This window comes from Psychrobacter sp. 1U2, assembly GCF_051847575.1.
In genome coordinates this window covers 60,775-83,635 of record NZ_JBPYDC010000012.1, presented here as the reverse complement: position 1 = coordinate 83,635, position 22,861 = coordinate 60,775, and the positions used below count along the sequence as shown (strand labels likewise).

At 45.3% G+C, this 22,861-nt stretch carries 17 protein-coding genes; 10 read left to right on the top strand and 7 right to left on the bottom strand.

Annotation, left to right across the window (positions count from 1 at the left end; translation table 11 throughout):
- Window positions 1–36: 36 nt before the first annotated feature.
- Both ppk1 and mtgA read right to left on the bottom strand, forming a co-directional pair.
- Window positions 37–2,244 (bottom strand): polyphosphate kinase 1, encoded by a 2,208-nt coding sequence (gene ppk1, locus ACS8FD_RS07680; RefSeq protein ID WP_439275250.1) that lies wholly within the window; start codon window positions 2,242–2,244, stop codon window positions 37–39.
- A 101-nt stretch (window positions 2,245–2,345) separates the two neighbouring features.
- Entirely contained in the window at window positions 2,346–3,032 is a 687-nt protein-coding gene (mtgA, locus tag ACS8FD_RS07675) for a monofunctional biosynthetic peptidoglycan transglycosylase (protein WP_439275249.1), read from the bottom strand.
- 284 nt (window positions 3,033–3,316) lie between these two features.
- On the opposite strand from mtgA, the gene ACS8FD_RS07670 reads away from it, so the two are divergent.
- The 4 genes from ACS8FD_RS07670 (at window position 3,317) to ACS8FD_RS07655 (ending at window position 6,999) form a co-directional block, all read left to right on the top strand.
- Window positions 3,317–3,694, top strand: a complete 378-nt coding sequence (locus ACS8FD_RS07670) for a glutaredoxin family protein (RefSeq protein ID WP_439275248.1) — start codon at window positions 3,317–3,319, stop codon at window positions 3,692–3,694.
- Window positions 3,695–3,745: 51 nt separating this feature from the next.
- Window positions 3,746–4,954, top strand: coding sequence for an alpha-hydroxy acid oxidase (locus tag ACS8FD_RS07665; RefSeq protein WP_439275247.1), 1,209 nt, complete (start codon window positions 3,746–3,748; stop codon window positions 4,952–4,954).
- A gap of 147 nt (window positions 4,955–5,101) precedes the next feature.
- Window positions 5,102–6,124 (top strand): rhomboid family intramembrane serine protease, encoded by a 1,023-nt coding sequence (locus tag ACS8FD_RS07660; protein ID WP_439275246.1) that lies wholly within the window; start codon window positions 5,102–5,104, stop codon window positions 6,122–6,124.
- A gap of 71 nt (window positions 6,125–6,195) precedes the next feature.
- Complete coding sequence (locus ACS8FD_RS07655; RefSeq protein ID WP_439275245.1) at window positions 6,196–6,999, top strand: MipA/OmpV family protein; 804 nt, start codon at window positions 6,196–6,198, stop codon at window positions 6,997–6,999.
- A 397-nt stretch (window positions 7,000–7,396) separates the two neighbouring features.
- On the opposite strand, the gene ACS8FD_RS07650 is transcribed toward ACS8FD_RS07655, so the two are convergent.
- Window positions 7,397–7,828 (bottom strand): ACP-like domain-containing protein, encoded by a 432-nt coding sequence (locus tag ACS8FD_RS07650; RefSeq protein ID WP_439275244.1) that lies wholly within the window; start codon window positions 7,826–7,828, stop codon window positions 7,397–7,399.
- 312 nt (window positions 7,829–8,140) lie between these two features.
- Entirely contained in the window at window positions 8,141–9,541 is a 1,401-nt protein-coding gene (fumC, locus tag ACS8FD_RS07645; protein WP_439275243.1) for a class II fumarate hydratase, read from the bottom strand.
- A 225-nt stretch (window positions 9,542–9,766) separates the two neighbouring features.
- Between fumC and ACS8FD_RS07640 the strand changes: the two genes are divergently transcribed.
- Window positions 9,767–10,615, top strand: a complete 849-nt coding sequence (locus ACS8FD_RS07640; RefSeq protein WP_439275242.1) for a 5-formyltetrahydrofolate cyclo-ligase — start codon at window positions 9,767–9,769, stop codon at window positions 10,613–10,615.
- A 120-nt stretch (window positions 10,616–10,735) separates the two neighbouring features.
- Here the strand turns inward: ACS8FD_RS07640 and ACS8FD_RS07635 are convergent, their stop codons facing one another.
- Window positions 10,736–12,124, bottom strand: a complete 1,389-nt coding sequence (locus ACS8FD_RS07635; protein WP_439275241.1) for a Na+/H+ antiporter family protein — start codon at window positions 12,122–12,124, stop codon at window positions 10,736–10,738.
- A 466-nt stretch (window positions 12,125–12,590) separates the two neighbouring features.
- Here ACS8FD_RS07635 and lon point away from each other — a divergent pair, with 466 nt between their 5' ends.
- From lon to ACS8FD_RS07620, 3 genes are all read left to right on the top strand, one after another.
- Window positions 12,591–14,966 (top strand): endopeptidase La, encoded by a 2,376-nt coding sequence (lon, locus tag ACS8FD_RS07630; RefSeq protein WP_439275262.1) that lies wholly within the window; start codon window positions 12,591–12,593, stop codon window positions 14,964–14,966.
- A gap of 242 nt (window positions 14,967–15,208) precedes the next feature.
- On the top strand, window positions 15,209–15,793 hold the full coding sequence (locus tag ACS8FD_RS07625) for an META domain-containing protein (protein ID WP_439275240.1): 585 nt from the start codon (window positions 15,209–15,211) through the stop codon (window positions 15,791–15,793).
- A gap of 173 nt (window positions 15,794–15,966) precedes the next feature.
- Window positions 15,967–16,524: a superoxide dismutase family protein gene (locus tag ACS8FD_RS07620; protein WP_439275239.1), complete on the top strand. Its 558-nt coding sequence runs from the start codon at window positions 15,967–15,969 to the stop codon at window positions 16,522–16,524.
- Window positions 16,525–16,646: 122 nt separating this feature from the next.
- Here ACS8FD_RS07620 and topA read toward each other — a convergent pair whose 3' ends face one another.
- Window positions 16,647–19,400, bottom strand: coding sequence for a type I DNA topoisomerase (gene topA, locus ACS8FD_RS07615; RefSeq protein WP_439275238.1), 2,754 nt, complete (start codon window positions 19,398–19,400; stop codon window positions 16,647–16,649).
- A gap of 255 nt (window positions 19,401–19,655) precedes the next feature.
- Window positions 19,656–20,309 carry a hypothetical protein gene (locus ACS8FD_RS07610; protein ID WP_439275237.1) on the bottom strand — a complete coding sequence of 218 codons (654 nt, stop codon included), beginning with the start codon at window positions 20,307–20,309 and terminating at the stop codon, window positions 19,656–19,658.
- A gap of 317 nt (window positions 20,310–20,626) precedes the next feature.
- Here ACS8FD_RS07610 and ACS8FD_RS07605 point away from each other — a divergent pair, with 317 nt between their 5' ends.
- Both ACS8FD_RS07605 and ACS8FD_RS07600 read left to right on the top strand, forming a co-directional pair.
- Complete coding sequence (locus ACS8FD_RS07605; RefSeq protein ID WP_439275236.1) at window positions 20,627–21,160, top strand: DUF2799 domain-containing protein; 534 nt, start codon at window positions 20,627–20,629, stop codon at window positions 21,158–21,160.
- Between the two features lie 528 nt (window positions 21,161–21,688).
- The gene (locus ACS8FD_RS07600; RefSeq protein WP_439275235.1) at window positions 21,689–22,729 is read left to right on the top strand and encodes a siderophore ABC transporter substrate-binding protein; all 1,041 of its coding nucleotides are present in this window, start codon (window positions 21,689–21,691) and stop codon (window positions 22,727–22,729) included.
- Window positions 22,730–22,861 lie beyond the last annotated feature (132 nt).

Genomic DNA, 22,861 nt, shown 5'->3' with positions numbered 1-22,861 from the left:
TGTAACCTTTACAAGATAGAGCGGTGTGATTAGGGTTTATTCATCAACGTGGTTGATGACACTGAGTAAATGGTTTTGCGCAATATGCGGCAGAGCGTTTTGCGCCGGACTTAACTGCTGCCAACGACCGTCTCCTGCCAGCGTCCAAGCTTGTACATTATCCTTGAGATAGTTTTGTAGACCGTCTTGATAGATTTGCGCGAATAGTTTCTTATCTTCGATAGGAAAGGCGACTTCGACGCGGTGAAATAAGTTGCGATCCATCCAGTCGGCACTGCCCAAATACAGACGCTCATCACCGCCATTATGAAAGTAATAGATGCGCGTATGCTCCAAAAAACGTCCCACGATAGAGCGCACAGTGATGTTTTCAGACAGCCCTTTGACTTGCGGACGCAGACAGCAGATCGAGCGCAAAATAAGCTCGATTTTGACCCCAGCTTGTGAGGCATCGTAGAGCTTGGCAATAAGGCGACGCTCGGTTAAGGCGTTGACTTTGATAATCGTATGCGCGCGCTTGCCTGCTTTGGCATGAGTGATTTCATCGTCAATGAAGCTCATTAGCTTCTCATGCAAGGTAAAGGGCGCATGTAGCAGTTTTTTGAGAGTGGCAGGCTTACCCATTCCCGTCAGTTCTTGGAAGATTTTGTGTACATCCTCTGAGATATCAGGATCAGCGGTGAATAGCCCGTAGTCGGTATAAACTTTGGCGTTGGCAGCGTGATAGTTACCCGTGCCCAGATGAACATACCGGCGAATGCGATCATCTTCACGGCGGACAATAAGCATCAGCTTGGCGTGGGTTTTGTAGCCGACGATGCCATAAACGACGACCGCACCTGCTTCTTGTAGATAATTAGCCACCGCAATATTGGAGGCTTCATCAAAACGTGCGCGCAGCTCAATCACCGCCGTCACTTCCTTACCATTACGCGCGGCGGCGGCTAAGGCTTGGACAATCTCAGAGTTGGTACCTGAGCGATACAAGGTTTGCTTAATCGCTAATACCTTCGGATCGCTTGCCGCTTGCCAAAGTAGATTCACAATCGGCGAGAAAGCATGGAAAGGATGATGAACGAGCACATCGCCTTTACGCATCGCGCCAAACATACTCGTCGAACGATCGAGCTTATCGAACTCACGGCGAAACGGTTTGGGGACAATATGAGTAAAAGACTGATAACGCAGTTTGGGAATATTAAAGTCAAATAGCAGTCGCGTTAAGTTCACCGGTCCGTTGACCCGGTACAGCTGGTTATCGTGTAGCTCAAATTCGTTCAGCAGATAATCGCTGATAGGCGTTGGGCAATCGGTGGTCACCTCAAGGCGCACCTTATCTCCAAAGCGGCGATTTTCAAGCTCACCCTCCAGCGCTTTAGCGATATCATCGACATCGTCCGCAAGATCGAGATCAGCGTTTCGAGTGAGACGAAACTGATGGCAGCCGGTGACATTCATACCGGGGAAGAGCTCGCCCACATGTTCATGGATGACGGCTGAGAGCATGACATGGTGCTCCTTGCCGCCCGTCAGCTCATTAGGCAGACGGATGACACGCGGCAGACTACGCGGCGCAGGCACAATCGCTAAATTGATATCGCGGCCAAAAGCATCTTTGCCCTCTAAAGTGGCGATAAAGTTGAGGCTTTTATTAACTAGGCGCGGGAATGGGTGCGCCGGATCAATACTAATCGGCGTCAGTACCGGCGAGACTTGCTCAATGAAATAGCGCTTCATCCACGCCGATTGCTGCGCGTTCAGCTCATCACGGCGCAGATAGCGAATGTCCTCTTTTGCCAGTGCTGGCAGGATATCTTCGTTCAAAATACGATACTGCTCATCGATAGCCTCATGCGCCACCGCTGATATTTCACTGAGTATCTCACTTGGGCGCATACCATGCGGGCTACTAGGAACATCGCCTATATTGAGCTTTTGCATGATACCCGCCACGCGAATCTCAAAAAACTCATCCATGTTTGAGGAAAATATAATCAAAAAGAATAGCCGCTCAAGGAGGGGATGTCGAGGGCTTGCCGCTTGCGCTAAGACACGCAGATTGAACTGCAATAAAGACAAATCGCGATGAATGTAAGCGCTCGATGAATAACTGCCATCGTCGAAGCGTTGCCAGTTGATTTGGGTGAGGCTGTGGTTAGTTGAGCGCTGATGGCTAAGTGTCGTGGTTTGCTTTTTATCAATGGCATTACCAGTATTTTTTGCTTCATTAGAATGATCAACCATCTCACTACTCCTTATTGTGATTAAAAATACTAGAACGCCTTCATATTAGCGTCGATAAACAGCCTTGTACTTACTAAGAGCTCGTAAATCGTTAATAGTGGCTATGCGACTTGTGGTAATACGGCATTTTTCATTCGGTTTTTGATAATGCGCTGCTTATTACGTAGACGTTTATTGCCCTGATTGTTTTCATAATATTTAGGGTTGGTCAGCATACTAATCAGTAGTGCTGACTCATCGCGATTGAGATCGGCGGCAGATTTATTAAAATAATGCCTAGCTGCGGCCTCGATACCGTAGACACCGTTGCCAAACTCAGCGACATTTAAATAAGCAGTCAGAATGCGCGGCTTATCCCAAAACGTCTCAATCATTACCGTGATGACCGCCTCATCGGCTTTACGTACGTAGGAGCGATGCGAGGTCAGAAACAAATTTTTGGCCAATTGCTGGGTAATCGTCGAGCCACCAGCCGTCGCCTTACCCGAAGCTTCATTCTTCTTTTGCGCCTCTTTGATACCTTTCATATCGAAGCCATGATGTTGGCTAAAAGTCGAGTCTTCACTGACAATCGCCGCTTGCTTAGCAGACTTAGCGATTTGATCATATTCCACCCACTCTTGGGTGACCTCCCCGCCGCTCAGACGATGCGTCAGCATAAACATACTATTGTTAATAGGCTGGCTCTTCCATACCAGCAGCAGTGCTGCAACTAGGATATGAAAAGCGACGATTATCAGTATAATCGCGCCTAATAATCGTTTAAAAAAACTACCAAAACTTGTCATGCGCAAGATATCCGAATAAGTAAGGATGAAGCGTTATAAAAATTTACCAAAACTAAAAAAGCTTAAAATTGTCACTCAAAACATTCATTTGCTTCTGCACTCTAAATCGTCAGTGAGCAAGCTATCTTACCCAATCTCACAATCGCTGTCACGGCTACTGTTATTATAGGCAAGATTTCTCTATCATATGACTATCCTCTACCTTATACCGCTAAAGGCATAAGCAAACCTTCAGCCCAAAATTTACGATGCTTGTAAAGATGAATACAAAAATGAGTATAACTATGGCTAATGATGACCTGCAGCACTATCAAACAGACAATGACGATAATAGCTACAATAATAATGGCGCTAACCATAAAACCATCGCGGCGCTCAGAGAACGTATGCTAGAAGCATTACCTAGGCTCGCCCGTGATGACATCCGTCAGCAACCATGGTTACTCGGCACGACAGGCTGTCACTTGTGTGATGTCGCTGAGAGCCTAATGACTCAGTTAGCAGCAGTGCAGCCTGTCACTTATCGTTATATAGATATCAGCGACTTAAATGAGACGTTAATGATGAAATTCGCTACCACTATTCCGGTAGTACTCACGCCAACCCAGCGCTTAGATTATCCTTTTTCAGTGCTGGATTTGCAGCAGTTGTTAAGTGAATAATAGCTAAAAACTAACGACGAAAACAAATAACGTCACCGTATCGAGACCGTCATGAAAGACTTAACTAAAATTACCGAAATCGAAGATCTGCGCCGCGTTGCAGAACGTAAAGTGCCACGGATGTTTTACGATTATGTCGATTCAGGCTCGTGGACGCAAACTACCTATCGTAATAACGAGACCGATTTTGATCGTATTAAGTTGCGTCAGCGCGTGTTAGTCGATATGGAAAACCGCTCGCTTGCGACCACGATGATCGGTGAAAAAGTCAACATGCCTGTCGCTATCGCGCCCACTGGCTTCACTGGTATGATGTGGGCGGACGGTGAGATTCATGCCGCGCGCGCCGCGGAAAAGTTCGGAGTACCGTTTTCGCTGTCAACCATGAGTATTTGTTCGATTGAAGATGTGGCTCAAAATACCAGTGCGCCATTTTGGTTTCAGCTCTACGTGATGCGCGATCAGGAATTTATGGCTAACCTGATTCGCCGCGCAAAAGACGCTAACTGTTCCGCGCTGATATTGACTGCCGATTTACAAGTGCTCGGTCAGCGTCATAAAGACATCAAAAATGGACTCTCTGCGCCGCCGAAGCCTACTTTAGCCAATATTCTAAATTTGATGACTAAGCCTGAGTGGTGCCTAAATATGCTGGGTACTAAAAGACGTACCTTTGGCAATATCGTCGGTCATGCCAAAAATGTCGAGGACATCTCCTCCTTATCGGCGTGGACAGCGGAGCAATTCGATCCTGGCCTGAGCTGGGGAGACGTGTCGCGTATCAAAGATCAATGGGGCGGTAAGCTGATTATCAAAGGAATTATGGAGCCTGAGGATGCGATACTAGCCGCGCGTAGTGGCGCTGATGCTCTAGTCGTCTCTAACCATGGCGGTCGTCAGCTTGATGGCGCGCCCTCCTCTATTGCCGCGCTTAGCGATATCGTACAAGCAGTAAGAGCCGAGAATAGTCAGATTGAGATTTGGCTCGATAGCGGAATTCGCTCAGGGCAAGACGTCCTTAAAGCGATGGCGTTAGGAGCTAATGGCACGATGATCGGACGGGCGTTTCTCTATGGTCTTGGCGCTTATGGTGAAGATGGTGTACGCCGCGCCCTTGAGCTGATCTATAACGAATGTGATATCAGCATGGCATTTTGTGGTCATACCGATATCAATAAAGTTACTGACGATATCTTGGTCAATGGCACGTATGAGCAGCTCAAATCGGCTCTGCCTTATCTTGCGCCGATGCGCTGGTAGTATTAGCCTTGTAGGTTCAAAGTTATACCAAGCGTAGCTTAAACTTTTGAGTGTTTAAGATGACTAGATACATAGGCATTCTTTTTTATAGCAGCGCAAACCTTTATACTGCTCATCTTTACTTATCATCAATATATAGCCGCATTTATGACTATTAAGCAGCTTTTTAGCACCGCGCCTGTCACCACTTTATTGCTTATCAGTTTTATCGGACTGTTTATCATACAACTACTGACTGGGGTGGACGCAAATAACCCTTCTACAGAGGCGCTACTCAATTGGGGCGCGAATGCCTTGCCCTTCACTATGGGCGAGGAGCCTTGGCGCTTAATCAGTAGCGGCTTTTTGCATATTGGCCTGATGCACTTGCTATTTAATAGCTTTGCGATGTACTTTTTTGGCCAAATCGCTGAGCCGATGTTTGGCTCAAGTAAATTCTTGGCGCTATTCTTACTAGCGGTGGTCGGCGGTAACGTCCTCAATAATCATGTGACTTGGCAAGCAATCATAGACGGCAGCGGTCAGCCTGGACTATCAGCAGGCGCGTCTGGCGGTATTATGGGTATCGGTGCCGCTTTACTAGTTGCGGCGTTTTTTAAGATGTCAGTCAACGGCATGGTGCTCAATCTAAAAAGCCTAATCATCATTATGGGCATCAACTTAGTCTACGGCTTTGCGGTGCCGGGTATTGATAATGCAGGACATATCGGCGGCGCTATTACCGGCTTGCTCATCGCGCTGCCTATTGCCTTCGCTTATCGTCAGCGGGAGTTGGCACGGCAAGCGGCTATGGCGCAATCGCAACAAGCTTATCAAAACGCGGTTCAGCATAGCTACTCAAGTAATAATCAGCATAGCTATCAGACTAGCCTACAAAACACTCATCGCGATAATCCGCCCCTTACTGATATATTTGCTGATAATAATAGTCAAATCCCTGTAAACTTAAACAATAACGTAGATAGCGCTAATTTAGAGCGAAGTGGTGACTATATTAATCAGCATCCCACTTATATTGATCCCAAAAAGTTTGCGCCAGAGCTTATTGAGTTGAGCCTTATCTGGCGACTGCTGCCTTGGATAGTCATGATAATTATTGTGATAGGCTTTTTTTGGTGGTGGCAAGGTATCCATAACCAGATATTGCAAATATTAGCTGCAAGTGAATAATCAATATTAGCTCAATCGATAAGCACTAACAATTTTTGAACTTACCTATCCTCTATTTATGAGATCCGATTATGTTTAAACTCTCTTCTCCACATTTCATTTATCGCTCTGCGCTTATAGCTTTAGCCAACACAGCTTTATTAAGTGTCGCTAGCAGCGCAAGTGCCGCACCCTTCAAAAACTTGGCTGCGGATCAAGACGCTCAGCTTAGCGTAGGCGTCAATGCGCTCTATTCCAATAGCGCTTATGACTTGGACGATAACGAAGTACGAGTCCTGCCAGGCGTATTTTATGACAACAATAAAATATACGCGCGCGGCGCTAGTGCTGGCGCTTATCTGATTAACGATGGTACAAACCAGCTATCCGCGTATGCTCAACTAGCAGGTAATTCATTCGACCCTGATGATGCTAATGGCGCACTGCAAGGTCTCGATGAGCGTAAGATATCTGCCGCAGCCGGTATCACTTATCTACGTCGTACGCCTGTTGGCGGTTTCCGTATTCAAGCCGCTACTGACATCTTGGATCGTAGTGGCGGCAATACTGCTCGCTTAACCTATCTGGCGCGCATTACTAAGAATAAGCTAACCGTCTATCCAAGCGTCGGCTTTGAATATCATGATGATAAATACAACGAGTATTATTATGGCGTCAGCGATGAAGAATCCGCGAAAACAGGTGTCGCCGCATATAAATCAAACTCAAGCTTAAACCCTTATATTAATGTTAGCGCCAACTATGACTTCAATGAGTGCTTCGCAGGATTCTTTAATCAAAGCTTAAGCTATCTACCGAATGAGCAATACGATAGCCCAATGGTTGATTCGCGTACAGACTCAACGACCACACTTGGGTTGCTTTATAAGTTCTAAGGTCTTGAGGTTTATAATTTCAAGATAAGAAGGCTGAGCGTTTTGTTCAGTCTTTTTGTTTTGGGACAAAATAAATCTGTAGGGTGCTGCCCTGCGCACTGATTCCGGAGATATTTTTCGATAATGTTGTGCGTGGCGACACCCTACACATAGCTTTCATACTGCTATTGATACTCTTTGTTTTGGTTTTTGAAAACTTAATTTCTCTTTTTATTGTATATCGATAAACTTCAATTATAAAATCTTCATTTTATAGGTTATCACTCAGCTAAAACCTATCCAATCAGAAATTGAATTCAAAACTAAAAAGACCTTGCCACCTATTTATAAAGTTCACAAGGTCTTCTTAGTTAAAATCAAAATCGGTAGGTTACGCTTCGTTCACCTACCCTATTAGCTAGCCTTTAATCTTCACAATAGAAGCGACATTACAGCCTTTATAAACAATTTCGCTCTTAGCGTTTTGGATATTAGCAGAGGACTTGTGATAGTTATTCAGACGCAGAGGCCCTGTCATAATACTAAAGTTATTTTCATCACCGAATACCGTTGAGACGTTATCCGTACGGGCTAAGTTAATCGGTAAAAATCTTGTCTTGCCATTTAAATTGGCCTCGGCAAAGGTAGGTAGATATTGCTTATTGAAGCCATAAGTTACACTGACTTTATTGTTGTTTTGGCAAGTATAATTCACTTGTCTATGCTTAATAGCGGTGTCATAACTCTCACTTGGCTCCATGACATTATCTGAATACGCCAATGCTGAACCCGAACCTAATGCTGCCATCATAATAGCGGCTGATGATAATACTGCTGTTATATTTTTCATTATAGTACCTCTTTTATTCGTTAATATTATTATAGTGAGTCGAAAATAGAGCTAAAACTTAGTTATTATTATATTATCTAGAGACGCTATTTACGGCGTTTTCATCTACTAGCCCTTCCTGACTCTTTCCTATCCCTATAGTCTAACCAAAACATAAATTATGGCTGTTATAAATATAAGTGAGCTTGTTGCCTGAGAGTAAGCCATTGTTGCTTGCTATGAATTCGCTTTAATTCACAGATAAAAAAAGACCCTGTCATCTTTCTATAAAAGGTGACAGGGTCTTGTCATACTTACGAGAACAAAATCACATTAAGAAGGATGCACCATATCCGCTGGCGTGACCCACTCATCAAACTGCGCTTCGGTCATTAGATCTAGCTCAACCGCGACTTGCTTCAACGTTTTGTTTTCTTTATACGCCGTCTTAGCAATTTTCGCTGCGTTTTCATAACCAACATGACGGTTCAAGGCTGTCACTAGCATGAGCGAATTATGCAAGAAGTCGTCGATTTTTTCTTTGACTGGCTCGATACCGACCGCGCAGTTATCATTGAAGCTATTGCACGCATCACCCAAGAGCTGGATAGATTGCAATAGGTTAAACGCGATCACCGGCTTATAAACGTTGAGCTCAAAGTTACCTGACGCGCCTGCCATGCTGATAGTCGTATCGTTACCCATAACCTGAGCCACAACCATAGTCATCGCTTCTGACTGAGTTGGGTTGACTTTACCCGGCATGATAGATGAGCCTGGCTCGTTCTCTGGAATCGTCAATTCGCCTAGACCACAGCGAGGGCCTGATGCCAACCAACGTACATCGTTAGCGATTTTGTTTAAGCTACCTGCTAGCGTTTTTAGTGCGCCAGAAGCAAATACTTCAGCATCACGCGCCGCTAGTGCTTCAAATTTATTTGGTGATGTGACAAATGGCAGACCAGTCAAGGTTGATAATTGCTTAGCGGCTTTTACCGCATAATCAGGGTGAGCGTTTAAACCAGTACCAACCGCCGTGCCGCCTAGTGGCAATTCATATAGACCTTGTAGCGCGTTATCGATACGAGTCAATGAATGGTCAAGTTGGCTGACATAACCGCTGAACTCTTGCCCTAAGGTCAAAGGCGTGGCGTCTTGTAAATGCGTACGACCGATTTTGACGATGCTATCGAATTCTTTGGCTTTTTTATCTAGTGTATCACGTAGCGCTTTCACGGCTGGGATAAGCAAGCTGTTGATTTGACGAGCAGCAGCGACACGAATAGCGGTTGGGAAGCTGTCGTTGGTAGATTGGGCGTGGTTGACATGGTCGTTAGGATGAATTGGCGTATAGCTACCACGCTCGTTTCCTGCGATTTCATTAGCACGGTTGGCTAGGACTTCGTTCATGTTCATGTTCGACTGTGTACCAGAACCGGTTTGCCATACAACAAGTGGAAACTGATCGGTAAGCCCACCATTGATGACTTCATCAGCCGCTTGCACGATGAGGTCGCGCTTATCATCTTCGATACGCTCTAGGCTTGCATTGGTAATCGCAGCGGCTTTTTTGACTAGTGCCATCGCCTCAATCATCGGACGCGGTAGCGTCTCGCCGCCAATCTTGAAGTTTTCACGGCTACGCTGGGTTTGTGCGCCCCAATAAGCTTCGCTTGGGACTTCCACGTTGCCCATAGTGTCTTTTTCGGTGCGAGTGGCCTGATTCTGTGACATAACGATCCTCTTTTATTAGTGATTAACAACTGGTTTATTATAAAAAGTGCAACTAAGGCTGCACATAAGGAAAATAGGCTGTAAAGTGGGGTTATGATAGCATGGCTTATCATAAATTTCTCCAAGCCGATGTGAGTATTTATAACGAGACACGGAATAAATAGACGCTGAGTAAAAGTGATTTATTGCCACAATATTTTCCTAACCAATACTGTAAATACCATTATGACAACCAATCCATCTAGACGTCAGTTTACCCGCCTGCGCCGAGCGCTTTCTAATGCTGAGCGCAGACATTTAGCACAAGCGGCCAGTTTGCATTTAGTTAAACTCCAGCAGCGCTTGCCTGCCAATGCACGTATCGGTATTTACTACGACGGCTTTGGTGAGTTGCCTACTCAGCCAATACTAGACTGGTGCCAACGTCTAAACTATCAAGCGTATTTACCGGTCGTTGGCTCATTAGGCAATGACGATAAACGCTTGCGCTTTGTACCGATTTACCATTTCAAACTCATCAATGTACCGACGCGCATCCATAGATTGGGTATGCCGCAAAATCATAGCCGCAAACTACTTTGGGCAAGGGAGTTAGACGTTATTATTTGTCCGCTAGTCGCAGTCGATAAACAGGGCAATCGCATGGGGATGGGCGGCGGCTTTTATGATACTACCCTTGGCAAAAGCTATCAGGCAAGGTTAAAGAAACCGTTGAAAATTGGCTGGTGCTATGACTTTCAAGTTGTTAAGCAATTAGAGCGTCAACCGTGGGATGTGCCTTTAGATGGTTTGATTACGCCTAGTGGCATAAGGTGGTTTAAACCTAATCTTATTCATGAGTCTGGACCAGAAGCCTCTAGCGCTGATACGGTTGACACTTATTTGCAAACACTTGGGAATGACGACGCTAGGGAGAAGCTTTACTACAGTCAGGAACAGACTTTTAGCGGTGATGAGTTGGGTAGAGTTATCAATGAAAAGCGTTTGAATGAACTACTAGCGCAAAGTGATGAGTTTTTGAGTAGTTTAAGTGGTGAGATTGAGGATTTTGGTGAAGATGATGAATTAAAGTGAATAATGTGTATGGTGCGTAGAAAGCACCCTACTCAGCACAGCTTTTAGCGCATACATAGTGTTAATATAAAAAAGCTACCTTAATGGTAGCTTTTTAGGTTAATCATTATAAAACTAAATCTACAACACCATCGCTGCAATCCAGCCAAACACAAGCAGCGGTATATTGTAATGAATAAAGGTTGGCACTACACTGTCTCTAATGTGATCATGCTGACCGTCAACATTAAGACCAGACGTCGGCCCCAAAGTTGAGTCTGACGCTGGCGATCCTGCATCACCCAAAGCCCCAGCAGTACCAATAATAGCGACGGTTGCCAGTGGCGAAAACCCCAACGACATACACAGCGGCACATAAATAGCGGCAATAATTGGAATGGTTGAGAATGAAGAACCAATGCCCATCGTCACCACCAAACCAATACCCAGCATAACCAATGCAGCAATAGCTTTATTTCCTGCAAATAGAGTAGTCGCGCCATCAATCAGCGGCGCAATCTCTCCGGTCGCTTTCATCACTTCGGCAAAACCCTGCGCGGTAATCATAATAAAGCCAATCATTGCCATCAGCTTGATACCATCGTTAAACACGGTATCCGCTTCGCGCCACTTGACTACCCCAGTTGCCATAAACACCGCAAAGCCAAACATGGAGCCGAGCAATAGCGAATCGGTATAGAGCTGCACCACAAACGCAGTGACAATGGCAGCTAGCGCAATAAGCGTCTTTATTTTACTTTGCGTTTGCGCGCCAGCGGTTGTTTTGCTTAGCTCATCACCTTTTAACCCTTCACTTTGCATAGCGGCATCGCGAGCCTCTTTATCTATCGCCACTTGTTTATATTGGCGCGGCCTACGATAGCTGATAAATACGGCGGTCAGTAAACCAATCAACATACCGAGTGCCGGAATTGCCATGGCCTTAACTACAGAAATATCGCTGATATCAATGCCCGCCTCGCCGACGTTCTTTAGCATTATTTGGTTGAGATAAATATCACCGAAACCATAGGGAATAAACATATAAGTGGTGACTAAACCAAAGGTCAATAGACAGGCGATTAAGCGTCTATCAATCTGCATGCGGTTAAAAGCGAGCAACAATGGCGGCACGAGCAGCGGAATAAAGGCAATATGAATAGGAATAAGGTTTTGACTAAAGCAGCTCATGGTGATTAAGCCTGCAAACAGCATGTATTTAATCATGCCGCCTGCTCCTATACCTGCGCCGCCCGCATCGATACGCTTGATAACCGCCCCTGCCAATGACTGCGGCAATCCTGAATGCGCAATCGCTACTGCAAAAGCACCAAGTAACGCATAAGATAGGGCGATTTGCGCGCCATTACGGATGCCTTCTTGAAAGGCCTCTAAAGTTTCAGTAATCCCTAAACCCGCTAGCAAGCCGCCTGCCAGAGCGCCGATGAGCAAACTGAGTACCACATGGACTCGTGCCAGTGACAGCCCAAGCATAATCACTACTGCTAGTAGCACCGCGTTGATGGTCATACTTTTTGCCCCTTGTTAGCCTCAATATCACTCTTCGCATTATCAAAAAATCTAAATATTAACCTGTCTATAAGACGGGCGCTAGTTTACCTGATTCTACCGATAAAGCCTATGCGCAAAACCCGATAGACAGTGCTAAGCATAGAGCTAAGAATGGAAGTCAGCGGCAAAAACAACGCCATCATCTGCCTTGCACTAATTTATACTGCGTTAACGGATAAGCCTTGCAATTTAGTATAGAAACACCATTTATCTATCATGAAACACTAACTTGACTGAACGAGTCTAGTGAATAAGGAAAGACTATATGACTGACTATAATATTGATAAAGACAATATCGACATCGATGTGTCAGCAGCAACGCCTGATACTGACGAACAAAATGTTGATAAAAACGCTACCGATAATGGCTCAGACAATCATTTGCCACTATTGGCACTACGTGACGTGGTCGTTTATCCGCATATGCAAATCGCGCTGTTTGTCGGCCGTGCGCCATCGGTAAAAGCGGTGGAGCTGGCGCAAGCAGAATATGGCGATAAAGTACTCGTCGTTGCGCAAAAAGACTCGCTAACCGAAGATATTGACCAAGATAACCTCTATCAATACGGTACGGTTTGCCGCATTGTTAGCACGATGCCGCATGATAGCGATGAGAACTGCATCAAAGTATTGATCGAAGGCCAGTATCGTGCCCGTGTCGATGCTATAGAAAACCATGCAGACAGCCATGATGACGTCTTGATGGCGACTTTTGAGCGCGCTGATCTTGAAGTTAAGCTCGACGATAGTCAACAAAAAAATACCATCAAAGCGCTGACCGGTCTGTTTGAGAGCTACGCCGATGCGCGTCTACGTAATGCGCGTGAGCTGACTCGCGTAGCGAAGCGTATCGATGACCTATTGGAGCTCATGTACTTTATCTCTACTCGGGTCTCGATGGATTTGGACGTTAAGCAATCGTTCTTAGAACAGGACGATCTCAAAGCGCACATCAATACTTTGACAGAGTATCTCGTTAAGCAAAGCGCTGAGCAGAATATCGAACAAGATATCCAAGATGCGGTGCGTCAGCAAATGGAAGACAATCAGCGTGAATACTTCTTAAACGAGAAGATGAAAGCTATCAAAAATGAGCTGTCAGATATGAATGATGGCGCGTTTGATGGTGAAGATGATGTCAGCGAGCTTGAACAGCGTTTAGAAGACGCGGATCTGCCAGAAGACGTCCGCAAAAAAGCAGAGCAAGAGCTGAAGAAACTAAAAATGATGCCGCCTGCATCAAGTGAGTCTTCAGTTGTGCGTAACTACATCGAATGGATATTAGACACGCCGTGGAATGCAACGAGCAAAGTCTCTATCAATTTAGAAAAAGCCAAAAACGTACTCGATGAAGATCACTATGGCTTGCAAGATGTCAAAGATCGTATCTTAGAGTATCTCGCCGTACAGTCGCGCGTTAAAAAATTGCGTGGGCCGATTCTGTGTTTGGTCGGTCCTCCTGGTGTCGGTAAAACATCCTTAGGTGAGTCTATTGCCCGAGCAACTGGCCGTAAGTTCGTACGTATGGCGCTTGGCGGTGTACGTGATGAAGCGGAAATTCGTGGTCATCGCCGGACTTATATTGGCGCAATGCCGGGTAAAATCGTGCAGTCATTAGCCAAAGTCGAAGTCAAAAACCCGCTATTCTTATTAGATGAAGTCGATAAGATGGCGCAAGACTTCCGTGGTGATCCTGCCTCAGCCTTGCTTGAGGTGCTCGATCCATCACAGAATGATAGCTTTAATGATCATTACCTTGATATGGACTTGGATCTCTCGCAAGTGATGTTTATCTGTACTGCGAACAGTATGGATATCCCGCCTGCGCTACTGGACCGTATGGAAGTAATTCGTCTGCCGGGCTATACCGAAGAAGAAAAGGTCAATATCGCCCAAAAGTACCTTGTTCCAAAAGCGATTAAGCAAAACGGTCTAAAAGACGGCGAGATTGAGATTGTCGAAGCGGCGTTGCATAGCATCGTGCGTAGCTATACGCGAGAAGCAGGTGTGCGTAACCTAGAGCGTGAAGTCAATAAGATCTGCCGTAAAGTGGTTCGCGGCTCAGTTGAGAGTCATGGCGCGCGAGCTCCGAAAAAAGATGATCGTGAGCTTGTCGTTGTCGATGATAGCAATATCAATGACTATTTAGGCGTACATCAGTATGACTATGGTTTAGCTGAAAAAGACGCTGAGATCGGCCGCGTAACCGGCCTTGCTTGGACGCAAGTCGGTGGGGAATTATTAACCATCGAGGCAGTAGCGATGAAAGGCAAAGGCGAGCTGGCGTTTACCGGTTCTCTCGGTGACGTGATGAAAGAGTCTATTCGCGCAGCGATGAGCGTCGTACGAGCGCGCGGTGATAGCTTAGGTATCGATTATGAGACCTTTAAGACCACTGACGTCCACGTACATATGCCAGAGGGCGCAACGCCAAAAGACGGTCCTTCTGCTGGCGGTGCGTTGACCACAGCATTAGTGTCGGCTATTACTGGTATCGCTATCCGGCCTGATATTGCGATGACTGGTGAAATTACGTTGCGCGGTAAAATCCTGCGTATCGGTGGTCTCAAGGAGAAGCTACTAGCGGCACATCGCGGTGGTATCAAGCACGTGTTGATCCCAGCGACCAACGAGCGCGACTTGGCGGATATTCCTGATAACGTCAAGGAAGGTCTGACCATCCAGCCAGTAGCGACGATTGACGAAGTGCTACAAGCGGCTTTAGTGAGTATGCCAAAACCTCTGAAGCCTGCCAAAGCAGTAGTAGATACCACTTCAAAAAAGTCACTACATAGCTAAGCTGTAGCTGACAAAGTTGTACTTAACGAGAGCCGTTTACTTCAGGGTAAACGGCTTTTTTGTGTCGTGCGCATTTCCATAAATTAATTCAGCTCAAAGCTGTGCTATATTTTAGGCAAATATTCATTTGATCAGCCGCAATGGTTTTAAAAAACGGGCGAAACGCTTATTTGGTAGAACGACAAAAAAAGTCACGTAAATAAAGTAGACCTCTGAATGAAAAAAGCTTAAGGATAAAGTCGATGACGCATTTCATAAACAAATTGCAGGTTACGATTTTAATCGTGGGATTTGCTGTATCAGGTTTAATCGGCTGTCAAACCCTCAGTAATTCCCCTAGCACTCGTATAATGAAAAAAGCGCAAAACCCCACCGAAACTATCGCAGATTTGCCTATCACTTACGAGTTATTAGGGCGCTATCAATGGCGGCTAGTCAGCGCAACTAATAGCGACAACCAGACGATTACAGAACTCAGTCGTCCCGGCTTTCCAGTAACAGCTTATTTTGGCTATAGGTTTAATGATGAGCATCACGTCGGCTTTAGCTCTGATTGTAATGGTGTCGGCGGCCCTTATACTTTGAGCGCTGATTATTTACTCACTATAGGATCAGGGCCACAAACCTTGATAGGCTGCGGTCCTAAACGTGAAGCGGCAGAAGATAAAATAAGAGCGCTTGAGCAATCCAGTCAAAGCCAGCTCACCTTGACGCAGCTTGCAAATAGCAATATCGACAATCCAAGCTTGCCTTATTATTTACTCACACAGAAAATGGCTAATGGCGAGACTTTGATTTGGAAGAATAGCGTTATTGTTAGCAAATAAACAGCATACAGACTCGCTGACTTATTAAGAAGAGACCTTAATAACTTACATTTATTAACCGATTGTTGCGCTTTTGCCCAATAGTTGTGGGTACTCTCTCGCTATACTATTTTTGACATCAACGCATGTTGCACTAAATTCAAAGAATAAAATAATTACAAATGGAGAGAATAATGAATAAATTAATGCTTACAAGTGCCCTATTATGTGGTTCAGCTCTAGCAGTGACCGGTTGTCAAACTGTCGAAGGTCAGTTGCAAACAGGTAATCCTATCGATCAGCCTACGCTGCAGTCTGTGATTAAAACTACCGATGCGAGCAATCGCGAGATAGGTCAGGTTTATCTGCGCCCAGTAGAGAGTGGCGTGCAAGTCTACGGTAAGCTTATGAACATAACGCCAGGTAAGACCGTATCACTACATATCCATGAGACCGGTAGCTGTGCCAATATGGGTAAAGCGGCAGGCGGACATTTCAACCCAGACAATAACCCGCATTCAAACCCAGACGACATGAATGGTCATGCAGGTGATTTGCCAACGCTAACAGCTAACGAAGATGGCGTTGCGACAATAAATTACGTCAGCAAAAAGATAGCAGCCACAAAAACTGGTAAATACAGTGTCAATCGCCTAGCCTTTATCGTTCATGGCGGCGTTGATGACTATACTAGCCAGCCTTCAGGTGATGCAGGTGCTCGCGTCGCTTGTGGTATTATCGGTACCGTCTAATATTACTTTTTATATTAAATAGCACAAACAAAAACCTCTTAGCTAGCTAAGAGGTTTTTTTATTGGCTTTCATATTGTTAGACGATAATAAGATACAAAGAGTATGATTACTCTAAATATCCTTACTCTTCTACCCACTCGCCTTTACGCCAGTAGACGCCCCAACGCGTGGCTTTGCCGTTTTTCTCAGAGCCAATGTATTGCTCTTTTTTCTTACGCGACCAGCGCAGAATGGTTGGGTTGCCATCGGGATCCTCGTCCGGACCTTCGAACAGATACTGGAACTTATCTTCCATCTTATCTTTGATGGCGCGCAGCTCAGCGAGTTTCGGCGCACGTGTCTCGCGCACTTTAGGAAACTTGGACGCTGCTAAGAACATACCTGCCGCCCCTTCGCGCAAAATAAAGTAATCATCGTGCTTGGTGGACTTAAGATCCGGCAGATGAATAGGCTCCATCCGCGGCGGTGCCGGCTCGCCAGTCTTTAATACTTTGCGAGTATTGTCACAGTTCTGACAAGCAAAGTAAGGCCCAAAGCGTCCGGTCTTAAGCTCCATCTGCCCATCACACTTATCACAATCGATGGTAGGCGCGTCAGAGCCGGGGACTTCAAACTTACCTTCTTCTAGAATATAGCCATCACAGTCTGGGTTATTACCGCAGACGTGCAATTTGAGACCACCATCAACGATATAGCCGTTCATCGCGGTACCGCATTTCGGGCAGCGTTTTTTCTCCATCAAATCTTTGACTTCAGCGGCTTCGTCATCAGTGTCGCTATCGTCGAGATTGGCAAAAGCTTCGACTGGCATGAGGTTTTTAGTGCCTTTGCAGCGCTCTTTAGGCGGCAGGTTATAACCGGTACAGCCTAAGAATACCCCAGTTGAACCGGTGCGTAATTGCATAGGACGATCGCATATGTCGCAGTGTACATCGGGTACATCGGTGGGGTCATTCGGGCGCATACCGTCTTTGTCTTTGGCATGCTCGACTTTATGTTTAAAATCAACATAGAAGTTATCTAGTACATCTTTCCAGTCACTATCGCCTTCAGCAACATGATCGAGCTTGTCTTCAAGCGCGGCGGTAAAGGTATAATCCATCAAGTCAGGGAAGCTATCGGTTAGTCTATCGGTGACGATATCGCCCATCTTTTCGGCGAATAGACGCTTGTTTTCAAGCTTGACATAACCGCGATCTTGAATGGTTGAGATGATAGAAGCATAAGTCGAGGGACGACCGATACCTTTTTTCTCAAGCTCTTTGACGAGGCTGGCCTCAGTATAACGCGGTGGCGGCTTGGTAAAGTGTTGGCTCGGATCGAGCTTATCTAGGGTAAGCTTATCGCCTTTTTTGACATCAGGTAGCAGCGTATCATCGGTTTTGGCTGGCGCTAGTACGCGAGTATAACCATCAAATGTCATCGTACGACCGCGCGCTTTTAGCTCGACATTACCCGCCTCTACCAATAGATTGACCGACAGATACTTAGCAGGCGTCATCTGGCAGGCCACAAACTGCCGCCAAATCAGCTCGTACAGACGAATAGCGTCACGTTCGACGCCTTTTAATTGCGTCGATTTCATATTGACATTAGAGGGGCGAATCGCTTCGTGCGCCTCTTGCGCGTTTTGTTTATTGCCGTAGAAGTTTGGCTTTTCGGGTACGTACTTTTGCCCAAAGCTATCTTCAATAAAGCCGCGCGCCCCTGCTAATGCGTCTCCTGACAAAAAAGTCGAGTCAGTACGCATATAGGTAATATGACCGGCTTCATACAAGCGCTGCGCTAAAATCATGGTCTTTTTGACCGAAAACCCTAAACGTGTACTCGCCGCTTGCTGCAAAGTCGAGGTAATAAAGGGTGCACTTGGGCGCGACTGAGTCGGTTTTTCTTCACACTGTTTGACGATAAAGTCGTTGTCTTTGAGGATGGCTAATACTTTATCAGTCTGCTCTTTATTGACAAGCTTTAATGTTTTGTCATTTTGCTTAGTCGCTTCTAAGCGTATGCCATTTTCATCGCTATCTTTTTTGCTAGTAGCAATATGAGTATCTGCATGAATCTGCCAGTATTCTTCGGGTATAAAGGCGCGAATCTCATGCTCACGCTCAACGACCAAGCGCATCGCTACGGATTGCACGCGTCCTGCCGAGAGACCACGAGCGACTTTTTGCCACAGAATTGGCGAGACCATGAAACCAACGACGCGATCCAAAAAACGCCTTGCTTGCTGGGCATTGACACGATCGATATCGAGCTTAGAGGGCTGCTTAAAAGCGTTTTGAATAGCGTTTTTGGTAATTTCATTAAACACCACACGCTCGTATTTACTATCCGCGCCGCCGATGACTTCTTTGAGATGCCAAGCGATGGCCTCCCCTTCTCTATCCATATCCGTTGCCAGATAGATTTTATCCGCATCTTTGGCTAGCGATTTGAGCTCTTTGATGACTTTGGTTTTATTGGGCAATACTTCATAGACCGCCGCCCAGCCGTGCTCCGGATCGACGCCCATGCGTCTAACCAATGCTTGCTGCGCCTTCTCTTCTTTGGATAGGCTCTCATCTTTATTCGCAGCGGCTTTTTTGGTGCCCTTACTAGCGCCTACAGGTAGATCTCGCACATGACCAATACTTGAACGCACTACGAAGTCCGAGCCTAAGTATTTATTAATCGTTTTGGCTTTGGCTGGCGACTCGACAATTACTAGTGACTTGCCTTTAGAGCCAACACTAGCATCAGTTGCTTTGGCGCTAGCCGCTTTACTAGCCTTAGCTTTAGTCGTTTTTGTAGCGGTAGTTTTCGCGGCGGCTTTGCTAGGTTTATTCTCGCTAGCAGCAGACTTAGTTGTTTTTTTTGTTGTGGTTTTTGCCATATTTGACGACACCATAATAAAGGGTAAAAATAAAATAGGAATTAGCAGCCAAGCTTTTTATGCTTACAAATAGGCTTATCTTACGCGCTGCCCATAAAAATGGTTATAAAATGTAAAATAACTGGTAAATATCAATAAAATAGGTTTAAGCCTATAAAGAAGTTACACTGCTAAGCGCCAAAATGTCAACTTATTAAATAAAGCGCCCAGCAACTGACTATCGCTCGCTCTATCAAAAAACTATTAGCACTGCTACTAATGAGTAGAGTTATCAGCCGTCATACTTATATCATGGATAGTATTATTAGAACGAGCTGCTGGTTTTTTTAGCTGTTCTGCCCACTGTACGAGCTTTGATTTTAGAGTAAGCAAGTCCTCTTCGATCATTTTGGCGCGGTAGCTTGGATTAGTAATAGGCCGCACATAGGAGACATCTTCCCAGTATATGATGATGCTATTGGCCTTAGTCCACAGGCCTTTGACAAAAGGTTCAATGCTCACCGGTAGATCTAAGGGCGTCTTATCTAAGACAAAATCAGCCTTTCTAATAGTACTCTTATGATTGCCAGAATGGTTACGAATAGCGCTTGGAATATTAAGCGCGACCGCATCAACACTCTCATCAACGAAACGACTATCTGGACGCCACTGGCCATCTATCACGCGATAACGCGTATGCGGCAGCTGCACATTTTCTAGCACTAAACAATACTGCCCCATCATACCGCGGCCATATTCATCATCTCGGCCAGGAATCCACTCGGGGCAAGTCACAAGCTTTGGGTTGAGCTGTAAGCGCCGCGCGGTCATGCGTAGTTTGTCCAAACGCTGATCGATGCCGTTAGGCTTGAGCGCCATCATACTCCCTAATACAAAAAGTACAATAAGGATAGCAATCCATATTCCCATAAATTCTGCCTTTTTTGATTAGGGTCTGTTGAACATTGACAAATGAGCGCTCTAAAAGATAGTACACGCTACCGATAAGGGCGGCGGCCGACAATGTGCTAGTCATAATAAGTCCGAAAGTTAAAAAATCAAGCTCAGCTCTCTATAAGGTGTTGATATAACTTGTCTCATTAAGAGTTATTCTAACCTTATTATGCTTTAAATATCATAAGCTTAGTTCGCAAAAAACACACTTATCTCTAACACAACCTCGAAGGCTAACATTATAAAAGGTGCTATCATAAACTATATTATGATCCGTTCAAGCGAGAAAGTTTATGATGACTTATCTATCCAAAATCAATTTAACTTCTTCTTTATCGTCAATGAAAACGCTTAGTAAAGCTAGCGCTGCCTTTTCGCTTATTACTGCGACCGCTCTAACCTTATCAGGCTGTGCCACTACGCAAAGCCTCACCCCGCAGCAATGCCAGACCAGTAACTGGCAAGAAGTGGGTTATGCCGATGGCTTGCGTGGACGCTCAGGCGCTTATTTCGGTCAGTATACCAATCAATGCGCTAGCGTGGTTGGCGCGGCACCCAATCGAGTATTATGGGAGCAAGGGCGTCAGCAAGGTCTAAAAAATTACTGTACCGAGCTGAATGCCTATAAGCTTGGCCGTGAAGGATATGATTGGCAGCCCGTCTGCCCGCTTGAAGGGATTGAAAAGCTAGAAGAGGCTTACTCACAAGGGCGCTACTATTATATCCGCCAACGTGATCTGGACTATCTGCGCTCGCCTTATCCATTTGGCTATGGCGGCCGTTTTGGTTACAGTCCTTTTTATACCCCCTTTGGTTATGGCTGGTAAAAAAGACATAGAACAAAACCGCATTAATAAATAAGTACGGTTGGAGATTACCCTTATTATTCTAATATTCTTTATCCTTATACTAGTGATATTTCTACTACTAAGCTTATTAGTCTATATCGGTAGCCTGTTTTTCTAGTGGCTATCGATTGTATTAGCGATATACGAATTATCCGTAGAGACTCCCCGCCTTTATCCGTCTGCAGTGGCAGATGTTCAGCACGTCACTCAAATCACTATAGATACAAACTATAGTACAAATGACAATCATTATCATTGATAAAGTTTCTGAGTTACTTTATCATGAGCTTCTATTCATACCGCTTATCATGTTTTTTAGCGATTACATAAAAAGCGCTAATTTATCAATTCACAAAGTCGAGTACCTTCTTTTTGGTTGTTGGTCAACGAGCATTGCTCTAGCGCTTTTTATTGGCGTCGGGCGGGCTCTTTTTTATTTTCTATTGGTCAATAGTTTATATCCCATTAAGCTGTATTTTTAATAAATCACGATACTTAGAGTTTCTTATGTCTAATAACAATACTACTGCTCAACCCTCTTTATTTAAACGTCCACTCCTAGCAACTATGACGGCCACGCTGCTGGTTGGTATCAGCTTGACAGGCTGCTCGTCTCCTGACGCCAGTGACACTGATGATACCAAAGTCGAAAACAAAACCGCTGATGCGGCCTCCAACGTCGCAGATAATGACGCAGTCTCAGTCGAAACTATCGAAGTGGATACCGTACGAGGTGATGTCAGCCTACCGATTAATCCTGCGCCACTTGTGGTCTATGACATGACATTGCTCCAAGATTTAGCAGCGCTTGATGTCGCTGTCGCTGGGATGCCAAAAGATCTAAAACTAGACAATCTACACTCTGAAACTCAGCCTGATCCTGAAGAGGTGGGTACCGTGTTTGAGCCTGATCTTGAGGCCTTAAACGCTATGCAGCCGCAAGCGATCTTGGTCGGCTCACGTATGGCGAAGAAATACGATGAGCTTGCAAACATTGCCCCAACCTTAGACATGACTATCGATACGGCTAATATCTATGAGTCTAGTAAACAGCGCCTGCATGACTTAGGTGCACTATTTGGTAAAAGCGCTAAAGCAGCCAGACTACAAGGAAACATCGACGACCTCATTGAGCAAACCCAAGCTATAACCAAAGATAAAGGCAATGGTTTAGTGGTGATGGTCAACGGTAATAAATTGTCCGCTTATGGGGCTGAGTCACGCTTTGGCTTCGTGCACAGCGTACTGGGTGTACCAGCAGCGGATTCCAAGATAGAAGGCGCTCGTCACGGTCAGCCGATATCTTTTGAGTATATTCAAAAGGTCAACCCAGACTGGCTGTTTGTACTGGATCGTAGCGCTGCTATTGGAGAGGATAGCATCGGTGCTAAGGCAGTACTTGATAATCCGCTAGTTGCACAAACGAATGCTTGGAGCAAAGATCAAGTGGTTTATCTAAGCCCAGACTCCTATCTTGCTTTTGGCGGCTATAACCAATGGATAACCGATTTGACGACGATCAGAGACGCTTTTACTAAAGCCAATTAAACGTCATTATCGCTATACGGGATTGGTCTGAGCTGCAGCTGTGGCTCAGACTTTATAAGACCTTATAGCTATTTAATCATTTATAATTAAGCTTGTAGCCGTTATGTCCCTATTTTCACCTCGTGCTCATGC